The sequence below is a fragment of the Nitrospirillum pindoramense genome (assembly GCF_007827955.1).
GTDB classification, from domain to species: domain Bacteria; phylum Pseudomonadota; class Alphaproteobacteria; order Azospirillales; family Azospirillaceae; genus Nitrospirillum; species Nitrospirillum amazonense_B.
Genome location: NZ_VITR01000023.1, coordinates 22,074 through 42,172, shown reverse-complemented (window position 1 = coordinate 42,172; position 20,099 = coordinate 22,074). Strand labels below are relative to the sequence as shown.

Below are 20,099 nucleotides of genomic sequence, written 5' to 3'. Positions count from 1 at the left end.
GTCGGCAAGCCATTGGCAGAGCTTGCGAATTCGCCCTGGCCGAATCCCTGACTCTATGACTCTTAATAGACTCTTGGTTGTTGTTGAGGGTAGTGCCCTACGGCCGCGCCCGCGCGCGAGGCGGCCATGATCGTCGCCGTGCTGACGCAGAAGGGCGGGGCGGGCAAGACCACCTTGGCCCTGCATCTGGCCGGGGAGTGGGCGCGGGCCGGGGCGTCGGTGCTGCTGGTCGACGCCGATCCCCAGGCCTCCGCCCAGGACTGGGCGGAACAGCGGGCACGGGCGGGGCGCCGCCGGCTGTTTGGCATGGTGGGCTTGGCGCGGGAGACCCTGCACCGCGAGGTGCCGGACCTGGCGCGGGGCATCACCCACGTCGTCATCGACGGGCCGCCACGCACCACCGCCCTGGTGCGCTCCGCCCTGCTGGCGGCGGAGCGCGTGCTGGTGCCGGTGCAGCCGTCCGGCTTCGACGTCTGGGCCAGCCAGGCCATGCTGGACCTGGTGGCCGAGGCCCGTGTCTACCGGCCGGAGCTGAAGGCCCACTTCGTCGTCAACCGCCGTGTGGTGCGCACCCGCATCGCCCGGGAGGTCCAGCGCGCCATCGCCAGCCTGGGCGTGCCGGCGCTGGAGGCCAGCCTGGCCCAACGGGTGATCTACGCCGAGGCGGCGGGGTCCGGCCTGCTGGCGCGGGAGATCGACCGGGCGTCGCCGGCGGTGCGCGAGGTGGCAGCGCTGGCCGCCGAGGTGCTGCGGGGGCGGCCATGACCCGGCGGCCCGCCCCCGTCCTCGGTGCCCGCCCGCGCGACGATGCCCAACGCTGGGTCGATGGCGACGGCAAGGGCCGCGCTGCACCCAAGGCCGAGGCCTACAGCGCCCGCCTGACCATCGACGTCACGCCGGCCTTGCGCGGCCGCATCAAGGTCGCGGCCTTTCACCAGGGTATCACCGTGGCCGACCTGCTGCGGACGATGCTGGAGGAGCGCTTCGGCGCCGGAGCGGGGCCGTCATGACCGCGTCGGCTTCCCTGACCAGCCCCCTGACCAGCGTGGAACTGGTGTTCCACCGCGACTGGATCGAGCGCTGGCTGCGCTTCGGTCATCCGGTGGCGGACCAGGTGCTGGACCGGCGGCGGCGCCTGCTGTTCTTCGCCCCCGGGGCCGTGTTCGGCTACGTGCGGTGGGAGGGCAACGCCCACGGCACCGTCCTCTCCCGCATCGACATCCTGCGGGCCTGCGCGGCGGGGGAGGGGCGCGTCACCGTGCCCGGCATCACCCCTGGCGGTGACAGCCTGCTGCGTCTATCGGGCTGGCCCCGGGTGAAGCGCACGCTGGAACTGATCGACATGCTGGAGGCGGACGGCTTCGATCCGGCGGCGGTGGCGCCGGACTATTGGCGCCATGCCCACAACCGCCTGGCCTGCGGGCAGGCCCCCCGGCGCTACGGCCGGGATCAGCATGCCGCCTGGTGCCGGCGCCGGGGGGTGGGGGCATGACGCGCCGGACCTTCCCCTTGCTGGCGGGCCTGGCCGCCGTGCTGCTGCTGGTCCTGGCCCCACCCGGCCGCACGCCCGCGCTGGTGTGGAACGCCACCGCCAGCGCGCCCATCGGCCTCTACCGCGTCCGCCCCCTGGGCGATGGCGGCCCGGCCCCCGGCACCCTCCTGTTGGTGCGGCCCGACGCCGCCCAGGCCCGCCTCTACGCGAATCGCGGCTACCTGCCCTGGGGCGTGCCCCTGCTGAAGCCGGTGGCGGCGGTGGCGGGGCAGCAGGTCTGTGGCCGCGCCGGCTGGATGCTGGTGGACGGACGCCCCCTGGCGCGAGTGCGGGAGGCCGATGGCCAGGGGCGGCCGCTAACCGCCTGGCACGGCTGCCGGCGGCTGTTCCTCGGCGAGGTCCTGCTGCTGAACCCCGACCGCGCCGACGCGCTGGACGGCCGGTATTTTGGCCCGACGCCGCTGACCGCCGTCCTGGGCCAGGCGACCCCGCTTTGGGTGGGGCGTGACCCATGACGCCGCCTGTCCTTCCCCATCCTGTTGTTCGGCCCCGGGGCGACATCCTGTCGTCCCGACCGCCCTCCGGTCCGCCGCCGCGCGCAGCCGGGGTCAAGGTCAAGCGGCGCTTGGCCTTGACGCGGGCGAGCCCGGTGGCTGAAGGCCGCGCTCCGCTCGTCCCGTCGTCGCTATCGACCTGGAGGCCGCCATGCCCGTCCTGACCCTGGCTGCCGCCTGCGGCCTCGCCACCGCCAGCCCGCTGTTCGCGCCGTTGCAGCCACCACCGCCGTGCGTGACGACGACCGCACGTCGGCCGGTCTGGGTCGCGCCGGAGATCGCCCCCGAGATCGCGGAGGCGGCTGCGCGTGTCCACCTGCCGCCCTCTTTGCTGACCGCTGTGGTCGCGGTGGAAAGCGCCGGTGACCCCACCGTCACCTCACCAGCGGGAGCCATGGGGCTGACGCAACTGATGCCGGGGACTTGGGCCGCTATGCGGGCCCGCCTGCACTTGGGCACCAGCGCCTATCAGGTGCGCGACAACCTGCTGGCGGGTGCAGCGTTCCTGGCGGAGTTGCGGGAGCGCTTCGGGACCGTGGATGCCCTGGCCGCCTACCATGCCGGGCCCGCCCGTGTGCTGACTTACCACCGCACCGGCCAGCCCCTTCCGGTGGCGACCCGGCGCTATGTCGCCCAGGTGCTGGGGCGATGGACCCAGGCCCCGAGGGACCTGTCGACGCCGGACCGGGGGCTGTTCGTCGTGCTGAGCCACGCCGGGAGCACGCCGTGAGGGGGCGGCGCGACAGCGTGGGCCGGGCGCTTAAGGGCGGCGAGGGGCGGGGGATCAACGCCAGAAAGCCCGATGGACGACGGACGGCAAGATTAAAGGCGGTGCCGTGGGGTGGGTTTTACGGGTTGTCAGGGGCGGATTGCCTTGCGTCGGGACAGTGCCGGGTTTTGGGCGCCGTGCCGCTTACGCCCGCTGAGGGGCGGGTTAGCTGGGGTTTGCTGGCACGGGGCCGTCATGCCGCGCCGTGGTGACCGCGATGCCGACGCATTCCTGCGCCCCCGCCTGGGCCGCTTCCGGGCGGAGCGGCAGCCACCCCTGTTCAAGGCCAAGGTGCTGGTGGCGCGCGACCAGGCGGGCGTCGTCTCCACCCGCACGAAGCGTGGGATGGCCGGCCGGGGGGCTGGCATGGCCTGGAGGCTCAGCCGAGGTCTGCTGGCCCGGCGGGGGCGACGCGTGGTGGTCAAGGCCCGCATCGTCCGCCACGGCCGGCGGGGGGCGCCGCTGGGAACCCACCTGGCCTATCTGCGCCGGGAGGGCGTGACCAAGGACGGTCAGCCGGCGCGGATGTTCAGCGCGGACACCAACGATGCCGACGTGCGGGCGTTCGTCAACCGGACGGCGGACGACCGCCACCACTTCCGCTTCATTGTCAGCCCGGAGGATGCGGCCGACCTCACCGATCTGCGGGCCTACACCCGCGACCTGGTGCGGACCATGGAGCGCGACCTGGGCACCAAGCTGGAGTGGGTGGCGGTCGACCACTGGAACACCGACAACCCCCACGTCCATCTGATCGTGCGCGGCACGGACGAGGCGGGGCGCGACCTGGTCGTCCACCGCAATTACATCACCCAGGGCCTGCGGGCTCGGGCCCAGGAGCTGGCCACCCTGGAACTGGGGCCACGCTCGGAGTGGGAGATCCGGACCAAGCTGGCGCGGGAGGTGGAGGCCGAGCGTTGGACGCAGCTGGACCGGACCTTGGCCCAGATCGCGGCGGCGGACCAGGCCGGCGTCATCGACCTGCGGCCGGACGGACAGGGTTGGCCGAAGGGAGGCGGCGTTGAGGGGATGCTCATCGGCCGGCTCCAGCGCCTGCAGGTTCTGGGGCTGGCGACGGTGGAGGGGGTGGGACAGTGGCGGCTATCGGTGGCCGTCGAGCCAACCCTGCGTGCCTTGGGGCAACGAGGTGACATCATCCGCACCCTGAACCAGAGACTGGGCCGTGCGGTCGGTGACGTGGTGGTCCATGGGCAAGAGGGACCGGCCTACCCCATCGTCGGTCAAATCACCGTCAAGGGCTTGGACGATGAGTTGACGGGCCGACCGTTCATCGTTGTCGAAGACCAGGAGGGGCGGTCCCACTACCTGCGCTTGGGTGCCGACCTCAATAGTTCGAGCTTGCCCGTCCGTGGCACAGTCCGGGTGACCCGCCATCGGACAGGTCTGGTGGTTTCACCCCAGGAGCCGGACTGGATCGCCGATTGGGGATTCCCCGTGGGTCGTGGCCCTACGCCGGGATAGCGGGATAGGGCAAAGGGGGTGTCAGGCGGGCCGTATCCGGGGAGACGCGGAGTAGGGATCGAGGGTGGTGATGCCCCGCCCGGCCACGTTGGCGGAATTGCGGGTCACCAGGATCAGCCGATGGATGCGGGCCGTGGCCGCCAATCCGGTGTCGTCGGTATGTTTCTCGCTGGCGCCCAGCAACCTGCCCCATAGGGCCGCGATCTCGCGGTCGACAGGAAGGATCCGGTCCGCCAGGGCATCGAAGCTCGCCTGCACCCGGGTCTCGATTACCGCCGCGACGTCGGGTTTGGTGCGCCGGAGCTTCTCCACGCCCTTCATGACCTCACGCACGGTGATGGTGCTGAGGGCCAGATCGGAATCATCCACCTGCGCCAGCCAGGCCTTCACATGCTCGTGTGGCGCTGTCTTGCCGATCTCACGGAAGACGTTGGTGTCGAGCAGGTATTTCATGCCTCGCTGGCCGGGCCGTCGAGCACCTCATCCAAGGCTTCCAGTCCGGCCCCTTGCAAGGCGCGCTTCACCGTCGTCCGGGGATAGGGGCGCCCGGGTTTGGGATGGACGTCGGCATAAGCCTTGGCTGTGTCCACCATCGCAGGCGTGACCGAGGGATAATCGTCGCGGATTTCCTCAGCCGACAGGCCGCCGGCCAGCAGGGCCGCGATCCGATGCACCTCGATGGCGGTTCCCTTGAGCAACGGCTCGCCATCGGCGCGGAACTCGACCTTGTCGGCCAGCGCCGACAATTCCTGCGCCCGCGCCTCGACCTCCGCCTCGAACGCGTCCATTGTCACGCTCAGCCGGCCGAACCGTACCTCCCGAGTACCCTCCGCAGGACTCCGCTTCAGAGCCAGGTAGAACTCGGTCCGGCCCTTGGGCGTCAATTCCTCGCGCAGGGTGCGGACCGCGTGGAGATAGACCAGATCCCGCCAAGCGATGGCCCGCACCGGTCCGCCCGCCTTGGTGACCAGCCGGGCCTGCACCGGCCCCTCGTCCATGGCCTTGCGCACCGCCTTGATGGGTTCGCGCAGGACGAAGGCGGCTTCGGCGGCGGTGAACTCGAGCATGTTCGGCATAGTGAGGTCTCCAACTCTGCCCCATACTTGGGGTTACATTGGCTGATGTCAAGTCGATGGACGTCGTCCTGACGGGCCACTCCGCCGGCCGTTTCTATTTCTACGCTGCCCTACGACGGCGGCTGTTGGCTGTTGCGCTAGCCTGAATCGGGTCTTCTTTATCTATCCCGCCTCTATCAAGCGGGACGGGACAGATGACCGGCGGGCGCATCCTCTGGGGTCAGATCGCGGCGGCACTGGTGTTGGTGCTGGCCGGCGTCTGGCTTGCCACCCAGTGGGTGGCCTGGCGCTTGGGCCATGCCCCCGCCTTGGGGCCGCCCTGGTTCTTCCTGGGCGCCAGCCCCGTCTATCGCCCCGAACTGTTCTTCCTCTGGTGGCTGCGCTTCGACGCCTATGCCCCGCGCGTCTTCCTGGTCGGCGCCTGCATCGCCAGTGCCGGCGGCGTTGGTGCCCTGCTGGTGGCGGTGGTCGGCTCCACCCTGCGCGCCCGCGCCGCCGGCCAGGTGGCCACCTACGGGTCGGCCCGCTGGGCGGTGGCCGAGGAGGTGCGCGGCGCCGGCCTGCTGGCCGATGCCGGTGTGATGCTGGGGCGGATGGGCCGGCGCTACCTGCGCCATGATGGGCCGGAGCACGTCTTGGTGTTCGCGCCCACTCGCAGCGGCAAGGGCGTCGGGCTGGTGGTGCCCACCCTGCTGACCTGGACGGAGAGCGTCCTGGTCCATGACCTCAAGGGAGAGAACTGGGCGGTCACCGCCGGCTGGCGCGCCCTGTTCTCCCACTGCCTGCTGTTCGATCCCACCAATCCCCGGTCCGCCGCGTACAACCCGCTGCTGGAGGTGCGGCTGGGGGCGTGCGAGGTCCGCGACGTCCAGAACGTGGCCGACATCCTGGTCGATCCGGATGGGGCGCTGGAGCGGCGGAACCATTGGGAGAAGACCAGCCACGCCCTGCTGGTGGGGACCATCCTGCACGTCCTCTATGCCGAGGCCGATAAGACGCTGGCCGGCGTGGCCGCCTTCCTCTCCGACCCGGCCCGGCCCATCGACCGCACCCTGCGCGTCATGATGCGGACCCGGCATCTGGGCGACCAGGTGCACCCTGTTGTGGCCCAGGCGGCGCGGGAGTTGCTGAACAAGTCGGAGAACGAGCGCAGCGGCGTGCTGTCCACCGCCATGTCCTTCCTGGGCCTCTACCGCGACCCGGTGGTGGCCAAGGTGACCGGGCGGTGCGACTGGCGCATCACCGACCTCATGGAGGGCGGGCGGCCGGTGTCGCTCTACCTGGTGGTGCCCCCCTCGGACATCAGCCGTACGAAGCCGCTGATCCGCCTGGTGCTGAACCAGATCGGCCGCCGGCTGACGGAGCGCCTGGACAACCCCGCCCGGTGCCGGCGCCTGCTGATGATGCTGGACGAGTTTCCCGCGCTGGGCCGGCTGGATTTCTTCGAGACCGCGCTGGCCTTCCAGGCCGGCTACGGCATCCGTGCCTTCCTCATCGCCCAGTCGCTGAACCAGATCCAGAAGGCCTATGGCGAGCACGACGCCATCCTGGACAACTGCCACATCCGGGTGTGCTTCGCCACCAACGACGAGCGCACGGCCCGGCGCATCTCCGACGCCCTGGGCACGGCCACCGAGCAGCGGGCCATGAACAACTACGCCGGTCACCGCCTGGCGCCCTGGCTCAGCCACCTGATGGTGAGCCGGCAGGAGACGGCGCGCCCCCTGCTGACGCCGGGCGAGGTCATGCAACTGCCGGCCACCGATGAGCTGGTGATGGTGGCGGGTACGCCACCCATCCGGGCACGCAAGCTGCGCTATTACGAGGAGCCGCAACTGCGCGACCGCGTCCTGCCGGCGCCGGTGCTCAACGACACTGTCTATCCCGACCGCCCCCCGGGCCGGCCCGACGACTGGTCGGGCCGGCCGGCCTTGGGCGAGCCCACCGGACCCGGCGGCGGCGCGGGCGGTGCCGAGGACGAGGAGGGTGGCATCCGGCAGGAGCCGGACCTTGCCGGTCATGAACAGGCCGCTCCGCCCCTGGACCCCACCGATGAGTTTTCCGTGGCCGACGACGGGCCCGATGACGAGGGGCCACGCCAGCGGGTGATGGCCAGGCTGCCCATCGCCCGGGCGGCGGCGCTCGACCCCGATGACGGCATGGGGCTGTGACCATGAAGAGCCGCCTTAACTGCTATTTCGATCCCAAGCTGGCCGACCAGCTGACCGCCCTGGCCCTGCGCCAGGGCGTGCATCGGTCGCAGTTGGTGGAGGCGGCGGTGGCCTCCTTCCTGTCGCCGGACGCGCTGGACCGGCGCGAGGCCGCCTACGCCCGCCGCCTGGACCGGCTGTCGCGGCAGCTGGAGCGGGTGGAGCGCGACCTGACCATCGCCATCGAGGCCCAGGCGCTGTTCGTGCGCTTCTGGCTGTCGGTGACCATGCCCATCCCCGCCGAGCACCAGGCCGCCGCCAAGGCCCAAGGCACGCAGCGCTACCAGAACTACATCGCCACCCTGGGCCGTCGGCTGCAGCGCGGCGAGAGCCTGGTGCAGGAGATCAGCGTCGAGATCTGGCCGGAGCGCCACCAGGCCGCCAGCCCGGACAGGGCGGACGCCGAACCGGCGCCAGACGAAGAAGCGGCGGAGGCGGCCCATGTCTGACGGTTCCACCCTCGTGGCCGCCCGCACGGCCCGTATGCTGCGCAGCGCCCTGGGGCCGCTGCTGGCCGACCTGCTGCGCGCGCCGGACATCGTGGAGATCCTGCTGAACCCCGATGGCCGGCTGTGGGTCGACCATCTGTCCGCCGGCCTGGCGGACACGGGCCATCGCCTGTCCGCCGCCGACGGGGAGCGCATCATCCGCCTGGTCGCGTCCTGCGCCGGGGAGGAGGTGCATGGCGGCCGCCCCTCCATCTCCGCCGAACTGCCCCTGGATGCCGACGGCCAGGGCGGGGAGCGGTTCGAGGGCCTGCTGCCGCCGGTGGTCGCCGGCCCCACCTTCGCCATCCGCAAGCCGGTGGCCATGGGCCTGGGCCTGGACGATTACGTTGCCGCCCGGATCATGACCGCCCGCCAGGCCGCCACCCTGCGCGCCGCGGTGGCCGAGCGCTGGAACATCCTCATCGTCGGCGGCACCGGCACGGGTAAGACCACGCTGGCCAACGCCCTGCTGCGGGAACTGGCGCAGACGGGCGACCGCATTATCCTGATCGAGGACCGGCGGGAACTGCGCTGCGAGGTGCCCAACGTGGTGCCTCTGCGCACCCGCCCGGGCGTCATGGGCATGGGAGACCTGGTGCGCGCCAGCCTGGCCCTGCGTCCCGACCGCATCCCCGTGGGCGAGGTGCGCGGCCGCGAGGCCCTGGACCTGTTGAAGGCCTGGGGCACCGGCCATCCCGGCGGCATCGCCACCCTGCACGCCGGCTCCGCCCCCGGCGCCCTGCGCCGGCTGGAGCAACTGGTGCAGGAGGCGGTGGTGACGGTGCCGCGCCCCCTCATCGCCGAGACCATCGACCTCATCGCCGTCCTGGCCGGGCGGGGCCCGCAACGACGCCTGGCCGGCCTGTGGCGTGTCGCCGGCCTCAAGGGCGACGACGGCTACGCCTTGGAACCCCTGGGCGCCGGCCCCCTGGCGCTGCCCATCCCCATTGAACCTGGAGGTTCGTCATGAAGCGTTTTCCCCTGCGCTGGTCCGTTGCCATCGCGGTGCTCCTGCCCCAGGCGGCCCTGGCCGCCGGCACCAGCATGCCGTGGGAGCAGCCGCTGCAGCAGATCCTGGACTCCGTCCAGGGCCCCGTCGCCAAGATCATCGCCGTGCTGATCATCATCGGCACCGGCCTGGCGCTGGCGTTCGGGGAGACCTCCGGCGGCATGCGTCGGCTCATCCAGGTGGTGTTCGGCCTGTCCATCGCCTTCGCCGCCGCCAGCTTCTTCCTGACCTTCTTCAGCTTCTCCGGCGGGGCGCTGGTGTCATGACCGGCGATCTTCCCGGCTGGCTGGTGCCGCTGCATCGGTCGTTGACCGAGCCCATCCTGCTGGGCGGCATCCCGCGCGGCCTGGCCATCGCGCTGGGCACGCTGGCCGCCGCCATCGGGCTGGGCTTGCAGCTGTGGCTGGCGGGGGTGGCGGTCTACGCCCCGGGCCATGGCGTGGCCCTGTTCCTGACCCGCCAGGACCCGCAGTTCCTGCCATTGTTCGCTCGCCACCTGCGTGTCGCCCGCCTCTTGCTGGATGTCTGACCGTGCTCGACCTCCGCGAATACCGCGCCCAGCGCCGCGAACTGGCCGACTACCTGCCCTGGGCCGGATTGGTCGGGCCGGGCCTGGTGCTGAACAAGGACGGCAGCCTGCAACGCACCGCCCTGTTCCGGGGGCCGGACCTGGATTCGGTGCCGGCGGCGGAACTGATGGCGGTGGCGGCGCGCGTCAACAACGCGCTGAAGCGCCTGGGCGAGGGCTGGGCCCTGTTCGTCGAGGCGGCCCGGCGGCCAGCCACCGGCTACCCGGACAGCCGCTTTCCCGACCCCGTCTCCCGCCTGGTGGATGAGGAGCGCCGGGCGGCGTTTGACCAGGAGGGGGCGCAGTTCGAGAGCGAGCAGTTCCTGACGCTCTGCTACCTGCCGCCGCCGGAGCGCACGGCCCAGGCCGGCCAGTTGCTCTACGACACGGCAGGCAAACGACGGGAGGTGGACTGGCGGGCGGTGCGCGACGCCGTCGTGGCGGAGGGGGACCGGGTGCTGGACCTGCTGGTGCCGCTGATGCCGGTGTGCCGCTGGCTGGACGATGCCGAGACCCTGGCCTATCTCCACGGCTGTATCTCCACCCACGGCCGCCACCCGGTGACGGTGCCGCCGGTGCCCTTCCACCTGGACGGCCTGCTGCCCGACTGCGCCCTGACGCCGGGGGTGGCGCCGCTGCTGGGCCGGGCGCATCTGCGCACCCTGACCCTGCGCGGCCTGCCCGACGCCACCTGGCCGGGGCTGCTGGACGCGTTGAACCATCTGGCCTTGCCCTATCGCTGGGTGGTGCGCTGGCTGCCGCTGGAAAAGGCGGAGGCGCAGAAGGAACTGGCGACCAAGCGCCGGCACTGGTGGGCCAAGCGCAAGGGCATCGCCGCCTTGCTGCGGGAGGTGCTGTGGCAGCAGGAATCCCGCCTGGTCGACAGCGATGCCGAAGCCCAGGCGCTCGACGCGGACGTGGCCTTGCGCGAACTGGGCTCGGACGCCGTCAGCTATGGCTACTTCACGGCCACGGTCACCGTGTGGGATGAGGACGAGGCGGTGGCGGCGGAGCGGGCGCGGGCGGTGGGGCGGGTAGCGCGTGGCCTGGGCTTCGTGGCGGTGGAGGAGGGGCTGAACGCCGTGGAGGCCTGGCTGTCCAGTCTGCCCGGCCAATGCTACGCCAATGTGCGCCAGCCGCTGGTCTCGTCGCTGAACCTGGTGCATATGCTGCCGCTGTCGGCGGTATGGGCGGGGCCGGAGCGCAACGCCCATCTGAACGGCCCGCCGCTCTTGGTGGCGCGCACCGCCGGGGCGACGCCCTTTCGCCTGGTCACCCACCAGGGCGATGTGGGGCACACCCTGATCCTGGGCCCCACCGGGGCGGGCAAGTCGCTGCTGCTGGCGCTGATGGCGCTGCAGTTCCGCCGCTATCCCAAGGCCCGGGTTGTGCTGTTCGACAAGCGGCGGTCCTCCAAGGCGGCGGTCTGGGCCGCAGGCGGCGTGTTCCATGACCTGGCCTTGGGCGAGGGGCGGGCAGGGGCGCAGGCCATCGCCTTCCAGCCCCTGGCCCGCATTGACGAGGCGGCGGAGCGCGCCTGGGCGGCGGAGTGGATCGAGACCCTGCTGGGGCAGGAGGGCGTGCCCCTGACGCCGGCGGTGCGCGGCATGGTGTGGTCGGCGCTGGGCAGCCTGGCTGGCGCTCCCTCCCCGGAGCGCACGCTGTCCGGGCTGGTGGCGCTGCTGCAATCCAATGCCTTGAAGGCGGCGCTGGAGCCTTACACCCTGTCCGGCCCCTTCGGCCGGTTGCTGGACGCCGATGCGGAAAGCCTGAGTGACGTCAGCCTGCTGGCCATCGAGACGGAAGACCTGCTGGGCTCCAAGCGGGCGGCACGGGCCGTCCTGCTCTACCTGTTCCATCGCATCGAGGGCTGGCTGGACGGTCGGCCCACCCTGATCGGGGTGGATGAGGCCTGGGTGGCGCTGGACGATCCGCTGTTCGCCGCCAAGCTGCGGGAATGGCTGAAGACGGTGCGGGGCAAGAACGCCCTGGTGGTGTTCGCCACCCAGAACCTGGCCGACATCCTGGACTCCCCCGTGGCGCCGGCGATCATCGAAAGCTGCCTGTCGCGCATCTTCCTGCCCAACGCCCGGGCGGTGGAGCCGGAGAGCCGGCAGGCCTATGTCCGCCTGGGCCTGAACGACCGCCAGATCACCACCATCGCCCAGGCCGTGCCCAAGCGGGATTACTGGTTCCAGTCGGCCGCCGGCTGCCGTTTGTTCGAGTTGGGCATGGGCCCCGCAGCGCTCGCTATCTGCGGCACCTCCCAGCCGGAGGACCTGGCGCAGGTTGACCGGGTGCTGGCCGAGGCGGGAGCGGAGGGCTTCGGTGCGGCCTGGCTGCGCGCCCGGGGCCTGCCCTGGGCGGCGGACTTGGTGGAGGGCTGGTCATGAGGCGGCGCTGGACCTTCGCCCTGTTGGGCCTGCTGCTGCTGGCGCCGCCGGCAGGGGCCCAGTGGGCGGTCATCGACCATGCCAATCTGGTGCAGAACACGGTGGCGGCGGCGCGGGCGTTGCAGGAGATCAACAACCAGGTCACCCAGATTCAGCAGCTGACCCAGTCGCTGCAGTACCAGGTGCGCAACCTGACGACGTTGCCCTATTCCAGCCTGGCGCAGTTGCAGGCCTCGATGACGCAACTGACCACCTTGGTAAGCCAGGCCCAGCGGCTGAGCTTCGATGTCAGCCGGCTGCAGCAGCAGATGCAGGTCCTCTATCCCGCCTATGACGGCGCTATCACCCAGGCGGGGGTGGTGGCCGATGGCGATGCCCAGCGGGCCGCCGCCGTGGAGGCGCATCGCCAGGCCCTGGCGGTGCAGGCCCAGGTGGTGCAGGGCGGTGCCGCCGATCAGGCGCAGATGGCGGCCCTGGTGGATCAGAGCCAGGGGGCGGTGGGCGCTTTACAGGCCACGCAGGCCGGCAACCAGCTGCTGGCGCTGCAGGTGCGTCAGCTCGCCACCACCCAGGATCTGCTGGCCGCCAACGCCCGTGCCCAAACGGCGGAGGCCTTGCGTATCACTGAAGAAGAGGCGGCCGCGCAGGCGGAGTGGCGCCGGTTCGTGGGCGTGGGGGTGGGGTATACTCAGATACCCGTTCAGGTGTTTGGAGGCTCCCCATGAAGACGCGCGCTCTCGTCACGGCGGTGGCCGCCGCTGCCGTTGTCACCGCCGGTCCCATCGCCTTGCTGGCCCGCGCCGCCGACCCCACCGTGGAGCAGTTGCTGGCCGACCATGCCCTGCTGCGCCAGGAACTGGATCGCTGCCGGGATCTGGGCATGAAGGCGGTGGACGATCCCCGCTGCACGGTCGCGGATGAGGCCGAGCGGCGGCGGTTCATGGGCAATGGCGCGGGCCAGTATAACCCGCCGCCGGTGAACATCTTCCCCAATACTCCCGACAAGCTGATTCCGGCCCAGCCTTCGCAGACCGCGCCGCCAAAGACGGAGCCACCCCATGGCTAACGATGTCTCCGTTATCGATCACTTCCTGGATGTCTACGGCCAAACCATCGATAGCGGCTTCGGCTTGATCGCTGGGGACGTCGGTTACCTGGTCACCGTGCTGATCGGCATCGACGGCACCCTGGCCGGATTGGCCTGGGCATTGGGGGAAGAGGAGGTACCCCAAGTCCTGGCCAAGAAGGTCTTGTCAGTGGGCTTCTTCGCGCTGCTGCTGAACAATTGGAAATTCCTGGCGAAAACAATCTTCGATGGCTTTGCCGCGCTGGGGTTGAAGGCATCCAGTGCCACCTTGAGTTATCAGGATTTTTTGCATCCAGGACGTCTGGCCCATGCCGGCGTCGAAGGCGCCCAGGTGCTGCTGAACCAGTTCCAGCGCCTGTCTGGCTTCCCCAAGGTGTTCAGCAACCTGAGCGAGGTGTTGCTGCTGACAGTGGCCATTCTCATCACCCTGCTGGCCTTCTTCATCCTGGCCATCCTGCTGTTCCTGGCGGTCATCGAGTTCAAGCTGACGACCTTGAAGGGCTTCATCCTGGTGCCCTTCGCCTTGTGGAAGGGCACGGCCTTCATTGCCGAGCCGGTGCTGGGCCAGGTGGTCACGTCCGGCGTCCGCATCCTGGTGTTCGCCGTCATCACCGGCATCGGCACCCGGCTCTATACGGAAATCCTGCCCACCGACCCGGCGCAGGAGCTGAGCCTGCAGGACACGATGACCATCCTGCTGGCGGCCATGACCGTGGCCGGCCTGGCCTTCGCCGCCAACCGCTTGGCGGGCGGCCTCACCTCCGGCGCGCCGCAGTTGGGCTTGGGGGCCGCGGCGGCGCCGGTGGCCATGGTGGCCGGTACCGTGGCCTTGGCGGCCGGGGGCGCCGGTATGACCGCCCGCGCGGCCAGTGCCGATGCGGGGGCGGCGGGTGGTGGCGTGGGCCGGGGTATGGGCGGGGCGGTGCCCTCGGCGCCTGCAAGTCCGCCACCCCCGCCGCCGGCCCCACCGGCGCCCTCTTCGCCCGCCTCCGCTCCTCCGGCTTGGGCGGAGCGTCTGCGCCAGCAGGCGGTGGTGCGTGCCACCGATCATCTGTCACGCGACGATGGCGGCGGGGGTTCCGCCATGCGACCCCAGTTGAAGGGGGACGGGTCATGAGATGGCGCCGCCGACAGGCCCGGTATGGCGAGACGCCCGCTCCGGTGACGCCATTCCAGCGGGCGGAGCAGCTGTGGGATGAGCGCATCGGCAGCGCCCGGGTGCAGGCGGCCAACTGGCGCCTCATGGCCTTCGGCTGCTTCGGCCTGGCGGCCGTGCTGCTGGGTGATGACGTGCGCATGCGGGCCCGGGCGGTGGTGACACCTTTCGTGGTGGAGGTGGACAAGCTGGGGGCGGTCCAGGCGGTGGCGCCGGCCATGGCGGACTATCGCCCCAGCGATGCCCAGATCGCCTACTTCCTGGGGCGCTTCGTCACGGAGGTGCGCGGCCTGTCGGTGGACCCGGTGGTGGTGCGCCAGGCTTGGCTCGACGCCTATGGCCAGATCACCAGCCGCGCCAAGCCGGCGCTGGACGCCTACGCCCGCCAGGCGGATCCCTTTGGCCGGCTGGGCCGGCACGCCGTGACCGTGGACATCACCAGCGTGGTGCGGGCCAGTCCCGACTCCTTCCGCATCGCCTGGGTCGAGCATCCCTTTGACGACGGGGCGCCGCAACCGCCCCAACGCTGGTCGGCCATCCTGACGGTGGTGATCCAGACGCCGCACACCGAGGCCCGCCTGCGGCAAAACCCGTTGGGCCTGTACATCGATGCCATCAACTGGGCCCAGGAGTTGGGGCCGGGAGGATCGCCATGACGCGTTGGCTTTGCCTGGCCCTCAGCCTTCCCTTGGCCGCTTGCGCCGACAAGCCGCCGGCCATCACCTACGACGTCCCACAGCCGGCTCAGCTGGAGCCGGCACCGCCCAAGCCGGTGGAGATCGTCACTCTGCCGGAGCCCTTGCCGCTGCCAGGCCAGTTGAAACCGCTGGTGCTGGAAGGCACCTCAACGCCGGAGGCGGCGGACCCGGCCAAGCGGGTGCAGGCCGCCAATGCGGGCGCCAAGGTGCTGCCCACCCGTGATGGCTATATCAACGCCATGCAGGTGTTTCCCTACAGCGAGGGGGCGCTTTACCAGGTCTACGTGGCGCCGGTGCATGTGACGGACATTGCCCTGGAACCGGGGGAGGAATTGAAGTCGGTGGCCGCCGGCGACACCGTGCAATGGAAGATCGGCGACAGTGAGAGCGGCAGCGGCGGGGGCCGACAGGTGCATGTGCTGGTGAAGCCCCTGGCCGCCACCCTGCCCATGAACAACCTGGTGATCCTGACCGACCGCCGCAGCTATCACCTGGAGGCCCATCCCACCGCCACCACCTACATGGCCGAGGTCTCCTGGCGCTATCCGGCCGACGCCCTGGTGGCCTTGAAGGCGCACAACCGGGAAGAGGAGGGGCGCGCTGTCTCCCAGGCCGCCGATGGCGTCGATCTCTCGGCCCTGCGCTTCCGTTATGAGCTGAGTGGCGATACGCCACCGTGGCGGCCTATGCAGGTGTTCGATGACGGCCGCAAGGTCTATGTGCGCTTTCCCGCCGGCATCAGCCAGGGGGAGATGCCGCCCCTGTTCGTGGTGGGGCCGGACGGCGGCACGGCCGAACTGGTGAATTATCGGGTGCGCGGCGCCACCCTGATCGTCGACCGGCTGTTCGCCGCCGCGGAACTGCGCCTGGGTGCCGATCCGCAGCAGGTGGTGCGCATCACCCGTATCGACGGCCGGGGCTGACATGGACCCGACCCAGAATCCTCCGCCCAAGGCGGATCCGGCGGCGTTCGCGCTCCGGGCGCGGCCACGGCCGGTGACGCGGCTGTCACGCCGCACTTTGGGCGTCGCCAGTGCGGTCCTGGCCCTGCTGGTGGTCGTGGCGGTATGGTGGGCGCTGACCTGGAAACCGCCGAAGCTGACGGCTGACCAGCAGCTTTACGCCACGGAGGTCAAGCCGGACGACAGCCTGGCTGTGCCGCCGCCCGGCTATGCTGACCTGACCCGGCGCCCGGCGGCGCCTGCCGCATCCCCGTCGGTATTGCCGCCGCCGTCGCCAATGCCGGCGTTCACCAGCCCCGGCGGGCCGGCGAACTCTGCGGCGCAGGAGCGGAACCGCCGGCGCCAGCAGGCCGCCGCCTCCCCGGTGTTTTTCACCGTGACAGCCCATATTGCCACCCCATCGCAGGAAGTGAGGGAGGCGCCAGGGCAGGGCGGCGCCGTCTCATCCGGCGAAGAGGTTGGCGATGACAGCGACCCCAACCAGCAGGCCCGTAAGCGCGCGTTCCTGCAGGGGCCGGCGGACACCGCGACCATGACAGCTCACCGGCTGCAGCAGCCGGCCTCCCCCTACATCATCCAGGCGGGCACTGTCCTGGCGGCGGCACTGGTCACCGGACTGAACTCCGACCTGCCGGGGCAGGTCATCGCCCAGGTGACGGAGGACATCTACGACAGTGTCACCGGCCGCTTCCTTCTGATCCCCCAGGGCGCGCGCCTGCTGGGCACGTACGACAACGCCGTGACCTACGGCCAGTCACGCATCCTGGTGGTGTGGACACGCCTGCTGCTGCCCAACGGCAAATCCCTGGTCCTGGACCGCCTGCCGGCCACCGACACGGAGGGCCATGCCGGCCTGGAGGACGAGGTTGATTACCACACCAGCCGCCTGCTGCGCGGCATGGTGCTTTCCACACTGCTGGGGGTGTCCGGCGAACTGGCCAGCAACGGCGACACCCAGACCAGCGGTGGCGGCAACGTCGTGGTGGCCGTGCGCCAGAGCGGCGACAACGCCGCCAACCAAGTGGGCCAGCGGCTGGCCGCCAAGGATTTGGGCGTGCAGCCGACGCTCACGGATCGGCCGGGGCTGTCCCTGCGTGTGCTGGTTAATTGCGATTTGGTACTGGGGCCGTACTCTCAGGAGTGAAAGCCTCGGACAATCCAGGCGCGTACATGAATGCACCAGGTTAAGCAAGAAGAATCCTCTGACATCGCATCGCGTACGAGGAGTTCTATCGGTCGTGTGTCTGCTTCATGATGTGGCCTGAACGGGCCAAGGGCCATTTCGTGATTATGGGATGGCCCGCCCCTCTCGAAGTGATCGGTTAAGATCGCAGACCCTTTGCGAGAGGAAAAGGAGGGAACCGATGGATATCGTGGTTCTTGGGGTTGATCTGGGCAAGAATTCTTGCAGCGTCGCCGGGCTGAACGCCGCAGGCCAGGTTGTGCTTCGCCGCCGGCTGAAGCGCGAGGGCATCGCCGGATTGGCTCGGCAATGGCCTGGGTGAGTGGTGGCGATGTAGGCATGCTGCGGAGCGCATCACTTGGGGCGGCAGTTGGCGGCGCAAGGAAATGAGGTCCGACTGATGTCGCCGGAATATGTGCGCCCCTACGTCAAAGCGCAAAAGAACGACGACCGGGATGCGGAAGCGATCGCGGAAGCGGCGACGCGGCCTACGATGCGCTTTGTCGAGGTGAAGGCGGAAGTGGACTTGCCCTGATCAGCTCCAGTTGAACCGGTCAGGGCGATTCTTCACGGGCGACCGGTTCAGAGAGCTTTGCCGACCGCACGCCGGGACTGGTTATCCCCACCTGAACGTTGAGGTCCTTGCCGCCTAAACCGTCAGTCGATCTTCCTGCCCGAGCCGTGAGGCCCGCAACGTGGTCCGGCAGCAGCCCAGATGGCTACGTTTGATCGTGTCCCCTGGCATGGTGTAAGAGGCGCCTGGGCATCGGGCTCTCCGGCGGGTTTGGCCGGGAGGATCATGCAGCAGCAGTTGGCAGCATGATGGTGTGATCATCGCCGACAGCGGCGACGGATTCCAGGGTCATGTATCGGCCGCGCTGAACGGCCCATTCATCGTTGATCTCCATGAGGACGGCCCCGACCAGACGGGTGATGGCTCCTCATTGGGAAAGATGCCGACGACCTCGGTTCGGCGCTTGATCTCGCCGTTGAGGCGTTCGATGGGGTTGGTGCTGTGGGCGGCGGGGAAGGACATGAAGGCCAGCACGTCGTCCTCGGCCTCGTCCATGAGGGCGGCCAGCTTGCCAACCTTGGGACGGAGTTGATCGGCAACCTGGCGCCACTGTGTCCGGGCGGCGGCGGCATCGTCCTGGGCAAAGGCGGTGCCGATGAAGGCGGCGACGACGCGCCGGCCGTTCTTGCCGGCGTGGGCCGGGACGTTGCGCATAAAGTGGACACGGGGGCCGTTGAATATCCCCTCTCAGGCTCAGGCGGGCCACTGGGCGAATGAGGCGACCGCAGCTCGTGTGTTGGTGACGGCGTCGGCGGCACGGGTCAGCGCCGCCCAAAACACGAGCACGGCCGTGGCCAGCCGCTTGAGGTTGATCGCGGCGGCGGCCAGATAGGCCTGCACCCGCATGTTCCAGAGGCCCCGGCGCACGGCGCGGGCGAGTCCATGCCAGCTCTTCGCCTCGCCGTGAACACCCTCCACCTTCCAACGGTGGCGGTAGAGCTCACGGTCCCTGTCTGTCCACCGCTCCCGGCGTCGGCGTGCCCGCAGCAGCGCCGGGTAGTCATCCCCGACCACCACGGCCTTATTGGCCCGGCCGCCCGAAAGGCACAGCTTACGCAGGTCGCAACGCCGGCAATCCCGGGCGCGCGAGGTGAAGAACCGGCCGTGCTTCACCGCCCGACCCGCTTTCAGGACCTTGCCGTGCGGGCACTTCAGAATGTCGTGGCGGGCATCGTAGCGAAACCGGCGCATGGCTACTGGCGAGCGGATCGGCTCGGCCTTGGGCGGAATCACTGCTTGGGTCCCACGGCGCTCCAACTGCCCGTAGACCTTGGCGTAGGCGTAGCCGGCATCCGCTGTGGCGGTGGCCACCTTGGCGCCAGTTAGCGCCTCGACCCTGTCGAGGGCAGGCACCAGTTCCGCGCCTTCGTTGTCCTCGCCCGTGGTGACGTGCACGTCCAGCACCACCCCGGCCTCATCGTCCACGGCCGTGTGTTGCTTTTAGGAGGGTTCCAAGCGTTGCCGTCGACCGCTGGTCGCCATGCTGGCGTCGGGGTCAGTGGTGCAGACCTTCTGGTACTTGCCTGTCTCCTTGGAATCCCGTTCGGCCTCGTCCACGGGATTCTCCTCGCCCACCTTGTCGACCCAGCGCTTGGCCAGGGCCTCCCAACTGACGTCGGCCCGGATGAGGGATGCGTCGACGTGGACCACCTCGCCCTTGGCCACCTTGGCAGCTAAGCAGGCCTGGACCGTCCTCTCGAACACCCGCCGGAACCGCAACTCGCCCCAGCGCTGGCGGATGCGGGTCAGGCTGGAATGGTCTGGCAGGCGCTCGGTCAGGCCGTAGCCGGCGAACCAACGGATCGCGATGTTGACAGCGGCCTCGCGCATCAGGCGGCGTCGTGGACGATGCCGAGCAGGAACCCGGCCAGCATGAGCCGCAGTGCCGCCTCCGGGTCGATGCCCGGTCGGCCGTTGTCCGGGCTGTAGAGGTCGGCGACCTCCGCCCGCAGCCACGAGAGGTCCAGGACGCGGCCCACGCGGGCCAGGACGAGGTCGCCAGGGACAAGGTCGCGCAGGGAGCCAGCGAAGAACTCGTACTGCTCCGGACCGCGCTGCACCAGCATCCCCGCCTCCCACCACCGACTTGCCAGGACAGGGAATCACCGATGGCAGGCTTTTTCAACGGCCCCCATCTGCATCGGATGTGCGCCGCCATCAACCTCCGCCGCGCCTTGGTCCTGACGGCAGACGGGCGGAATCTGTCCTTCACACGGGAAAATCGAGGAAAATGGCCGTGACGTAGCCCAAATCCATACCCTGCGACGCAGGGCGCTCGCTGATATCGCCTGTCACGCGCGTCGATGGTTAGCCTTCGCCGTTATGCGAAGCTCTCAATTCTGTTTGACAAACGCCTCCCCATCCCAGATGCTTCCCAAAAAATAGAATGTGCGCAATA

The 20,099-nt window shown here is 69.9% G+C and carries 20 protein-coding genes and 3 pseudogenes; 19 read left to right on the top strand and 4 right to left on the bottom strand.

Translation table 11 applies throughout. The annotated features are described in order from the left end of the window. The first annotated feature begins 126 nt into the window (after positions 1–126). The 6 genes from parA to FBZ90_RS25930 all read left to right on the top strand — a co-directional run bounded on the left by parA (position 127) and on the right by FBZ90_RS25930 (position 4,297). Complete coding sequence (gene parA, locus FBZ90_RS25955) at positions 127–765, top strand: ParA family partition ATPase (RefSeq protein WP_145736310.1); 639 nt, start codon at positions 127–129, stop codon at positions 763–765. Continuing rightward, positions 762–1,010 (top strand): hypothetical protein, encoded by a 249-nt coding sequence (locus tag FBZ90_RS25950; protein WP_145736308.1) that lies wholly within the window; start codon positions 762–764, stop codon positions 1,008–1,010. Before parA ends, FBZ90_RS25950 begins: the two co-directional genes overlap by 4 nt. Continuing rightward, entirely contained in the window at positions 1,007–1,492 is a 486-nt protein-coding gene (locus FBZ90_RS25945; RefSeq protein WP_145736306.1) for a DUF2840 domain-containing protein, read from the top strand. Before FBZ90_RS25950 ends, FBZ90_RS25945 begins: the two co-directional genes overlap by 4 nt. Next, positions 1,489–2,007, top strand: coding sequence for a S26 family signal peptidase (locus FBZ90_RS25940; protein ID WP_145736304.1), 519 nt, complete (start codon positions 1,489–1,491; stop codon positions 2,005–2,007). The genes FBZ90_RS25945 and FBZ90_RS25940 overlap by 4 nt, the downstream gene beginning before the upstream one ends. A 190-nt stretch (positions 2,008–2,197) precedes the next feature. After that, a complete protein-coding gene (locus tag FBZ90_RS25935; RefSeq protein WP_145736302.1) occupies positions 2,198–2,776 on the top strand; it encodes a lytic transglycosylase domain-containing protein in 579 nt (192 codons plus the stop codon). A 234-nt stretch (positions 2,777–3,010) separates the two neighbouring features. Beyond that, entirely contained in the window at positions 3,011–4,297 is a 1,287-nt protein-coding gene (locus tag FBZ90_RS25930; protein ID WP_145736300.1) for a DUF3363 domain-containing protein, read from the top strand. A 21-nt stretch (positions 4,298–4,318) separates the two neighbouring features. Here the strand turns inward: FBZ90_RS25930 and FBZ90_RS25925 are convergent, their stop codons facing one another. Continuing rightward, positions 4,319–4,750, bottom strand: a complete 432-nt coding sequence (locus FBZ90_RS25925; protein ID WP_145736298.1) for a type II toxin-antitoxin system VapC family toxin — start codon at positions 4,748–4,750, stop codon at positions 4,319–4,321. Further along, positions 4,747–5,373, bottom strand: a complete 627-nt coding sequence (locus tag FBZ90_RS25920) for a DUF433 domain-containing protein (protein WP_145615376.1) — start codon at positions 5,371–5,373, stop codon at positions 4,747–4,749. The genes FBZ90_RS25925 and FBZ90_RS25920 overlap by 4 nt, the downstream gene beginning before the upstream one ends. A gap of 194 nt (positions 5,374–5,567) precedes the next feature. On the opposite strand from FBZ90_RS25920, the gene FBZ90_RS25915 reads away from it, so the two are divergent. From FBZ90_RS25915 to FBZ90_RS25855, 13 genes and pseudogenes are all read left to right on the top strand, one after another. Beyond that, positions 5,568–7,544, top strand: a complete 1,977-nt coding sequence (locus FBZ90_RS25915) for a conjugal transfer protein TraG (RefSeq protein ID WP_145736296.1) — start codon at positions 5,568–5,570, stop codon at positions 7,542–7,544. A gap of 2 nt (positions 7,545–7,546) precedes the next feature. Then, the gene (locus FBZ90_RS25910) at positions 7,547–8,032 is read left to right on the top strand and encodes a conjugal transfer protein TraG (protein WP_145736294.1); all 486 of its coding nucleotides are present in this window, start codon (positions 7,547–7,549) and stop codon (positions 8,030–8,032) included. Beyond that, positions 8,025–9,041 (top strand): P-type conjugative transfer ATPase TrbB, encoded by a 1,017-nt coding sequence (trbB, locus tag FBZ90_RS25905; RefSeq protein ID WP_246130882.1) that lies wholly within the window; start codon positions 8,025–8,027, stop codon positions 9,039–9,041. The genes FBZ90_RS25910 and trbB overlap by 8 nt, the downstream gene beginning before the upstream one ends. Further along, positions 9,038–9,346: a TrbC/VirB2 family type IV secretion system protein gene (locus FBZ90_RS25900; protein ID WP_145736291.1), complete on the top strand. Its 309-nt coding sequence runs from the start codon at positions 9,038–9,040 to the stop codon at positions 9,344–9,346. Before trbB ends, FBZ90_RS25900 begins: the two co-directional genes overlap by 4 nt. Beyond that, positions 9,343–9,609: a VirB3 family type IV secretion system protein gene (locus tag FBZ90_RS25895; protein WP_145736289.1), complete on the top strand. Its 267-nt coding sequence runs from the start codon at positions 9,343–9,345 to the stop codon at positions 9,607–9,609. The genes FBZ90_RS25900 and FBZ90_RS25895 overlap by 4 nt, the downstream gene beginning before the upstream one ends. 2 nt (positions 9,610–9,611) lie before the next feature. Further along, the gene (trbE, locus tag FBZ90_RS25890; protein ID WP_145736287.1) at positions 9,612–12,041 is read left to right on the top strand and encodes a conjugal transfer protein TrbE; all 2,430 of its coding nucleotides are present in this window, start codon (positions 9,612–9,614) and stop codon (positions 12,039–12,041) included. Continuing rightward, a complete protein-coding gene (trbJ, locus tag FBZ90_RS25885; protein WP_145736286.1) occupies positions 12,038–12,766 on the top strand; it encodes a P-type conjugative transfer protein TrbJ in 729 nt (242 codons plus the stop codon). Before trbE ends, trbJ begins: the two co-directional genes overlap by 4 nt. Further along, complete coding sequence (gene trbK-alt / locus FBZ90_RS25880; protein ID WP_145736284.1) at positions 12,763–13,107, top strand: putative entry exclusion protein TrbK-alt; 345 nt, start codon at positions 12,763–12,765, stop codon at positions 13,105–13,107. The genes trbJ and trbK-alt overlap by 4 nt, the downstream gene beginning before the upstream one ends. After that, the gene (gene trbL, locus FBZ90_RS25875; protein ID WP_145736283.1) at positions 13,100–14,245 is read left to right on the top strand and encodes a P-type conjugative transfer protein TrbL; all 1,146 of its coding nucleotides are present in this window, start codon (positions 13,100–13,102) and stop codon (positions 14,243–14,245) included. The genes trbK-alt and trbL overlap by 8 nt, the downstream gene beginning before the upstream one ends. Then, positions 14,242–14,940: a conjugal transfer protein TrbF gene (gene trbF / locus FBZ90_RS25870; RefSeq protein WP_145736281.1), complete on the top strand. Its 699-nt coding sequence runs from the start codon at positions 14,242–14,244 to the stop codon at positions 14,938–14,940. Before trbL ends, trbF begins: the two co-directional genes overlap by 4 nt. Beyond that, positions 14,937–15,905, top strand: coding sequence for a P-type conjugative transfer protein TrbG (gene trbG / locus FBZ90_RS25865; protein ID WP_145736278.1), 969 nt, complete (start codon positions 14,937–14,939; stop codon positions 15,903–15,905). Before trbF ends, trbG begins: the two co-directional genes overlap by 4 nt. Position 15,906: 1 nt before the next feature. Beyond that, entirely contained in the window at positions 15,907–17,088 is a 1,182-nt protein-coding gene (locus FBZ90_RS25860; protein ID WP_246130881.1) for a TraB/TrbI/VirB10 family type IV secretion system protein, read from the top strand. A 220-nt stretch (positions 17,089–17,308) separates the two neighbouring features. Then, a pseudogene (locus FBZ90_RS25855) lies at positions 17,309–17,647 on the top strand (IS110 family transposase); the annotation flags it as partial. Between the two features lie 277 nt (positions 17,648–17,924). Here the strand turns inward: FBZ90_RS25855 and FBZ90_RS25850 are convergent. Both FBZ90_RS25850 and FBZ90_RS25845 read right to left on the bottom strand, forming a co-directional pair. Then, positions 17,925–18,367 (bottom strand): annotated as a pseudogene (locus tag FBZ90_RS25850) (transposase); the annotation flags it as partial. Between the two features lie 27 nt (positions 18,368–18,394). Continuing rightward, positions 18,395–19,767, bottom strand: a pseudogene (locus FBZ90_RS25845) (transposase). Positions 19,768–20,099: the final 332 nt, after the last annotated feature.

Bases quoted from the DNA above. Each gene is read 5' to 3' on its own strand.
- trbK-alt (WP_145736284.1), top strand. From the start codon at position 12,763: ATGAAGACGCGCGCTCTCGTCACGGCGGTGGCCGCCGCTGCCGTTGTC.
- FBZ90_RS25895 (WP_145736289.1), top strand. From the start codon at position 9,343: ATGACCGGCGATCTTCCCGGCTGGCTGGTGCCGCTGCATCGGTCGTTG.
- FBZ90_RS25860 (WP_246130881.1), top strand. From the start codon at position 15,907: ATGGACCCGACCCAGAATCCTCCGCCCAAGGCGGATCCGGCGGCGTTC.
- FBZ90_RS25930 (WP_145736300.1), top strand. From the start codon at position 3,011: ATGCCGCGCCGTGGTGACCGCGATGCCGACGCATTCCTGCGCCCCCGC.
- trbG (WP_145736278.1), top strand. From the start codon at position 14,937: ATGACGCGTTGGCTTTGCCTGGCCCTCAGCCTTCCCTTGGCCGCTTGC.
- FBZ90_RS25910 (WP_145736294.1), top strand. From the start codon at position 7,547: ATGAAGAGCCGCCTTAACTGCTATTTCGATCCCAAGCTGGCCGACCAG.
- FBZ90_RS25900 (WP_145736291.1), top strand. From the start codon at position 9,038: ATGAAGCGTTTTCCCCTGCGCTGGTCCGTTGCCATCGCGGTGCTCCTG.
- FBZ90_RS25945 (WP_145736306.1), top strand. From the start codon at position 1,007: ATGACCGCGTCGGCTTCCCTGACCAGCCCCCTGACCAGCGTGGAACTG.
- FBZ90_RS25925 (WP_145736298.1), bottom strand. From the start codon at position 4,750: ATGAAATACCTGCTCGACACCAACGTCTTCCGTGAGATCGGCAAGACA.
- FBZ90_RS25915 (WP_145736296.1), top strand. From the start codon at position 5,568: ATGACCGGCGGGCGCATCCTCTGGGGTCAGATCGCGGCGGCACTGGTG.
- FBZ90_RS25940 (WP_145736304.1), top strand. From the start codon at position 1,489: ATGACGCGCCGGACCTTCCCCTTGCTGGCGGGCCTGGCCGCCGTGCTG.
- parA (WP_145736310.1), top strand. From the start codon at position 127: ATGATCGTCGCCGTGCTGACGCAGAAGGGCGGGGCGGGCAAGACCACC.
- trbJ (WP_145736286.1), top strand. From the start codon at position 12,038: ATGAGGCGGCGCTGGACCTTCGCCCTGTTGGGCCTGCTGCTGCTGGCG.
- trbL (WP_145736283.1), top strand. From the start codon at position 13,100: ATGGCTAACGATGTCTCCGTTATCGATCACTTCCTGGATGTCTACGGC.
- trbF (WP_145736281.1), top strand. From the start codon at position 14,242: ATGAGATGGCGCCGCCGACAGGCCCGGTATGGCGAGACGCCCGCTCCG.
- FBZ90_RS25935 (WP_145736302.1), top strand. From the start codon at position 2,198: ATGCCCGTCCTGACCCTGGCTGCCGCCTGCGGCCTCGCCACCGCCAGC.
- trbB (WP_246130882.1), top strand. From the start codon at position 8,025: ATGTCTGACGGTTCCACCCTCGTGGCCGCCCGCACGGCCCGTATGCTG.
- FBZ90_RS25950 (WP_145736308.1), top strand. From the start codon at position 762: ATGACCCGGCGGCCCGCCCCCGTCCTCGGTGCCCGCCCGCGCGACGAT.
- FBZ90_RS25920 (WP_145615376.1), bottom strand. From the start codon at position 5,373: ATGCCGAACATGCTCGAGTTCACCGCCGCCGAAGCCGCCTTCGTCCTG.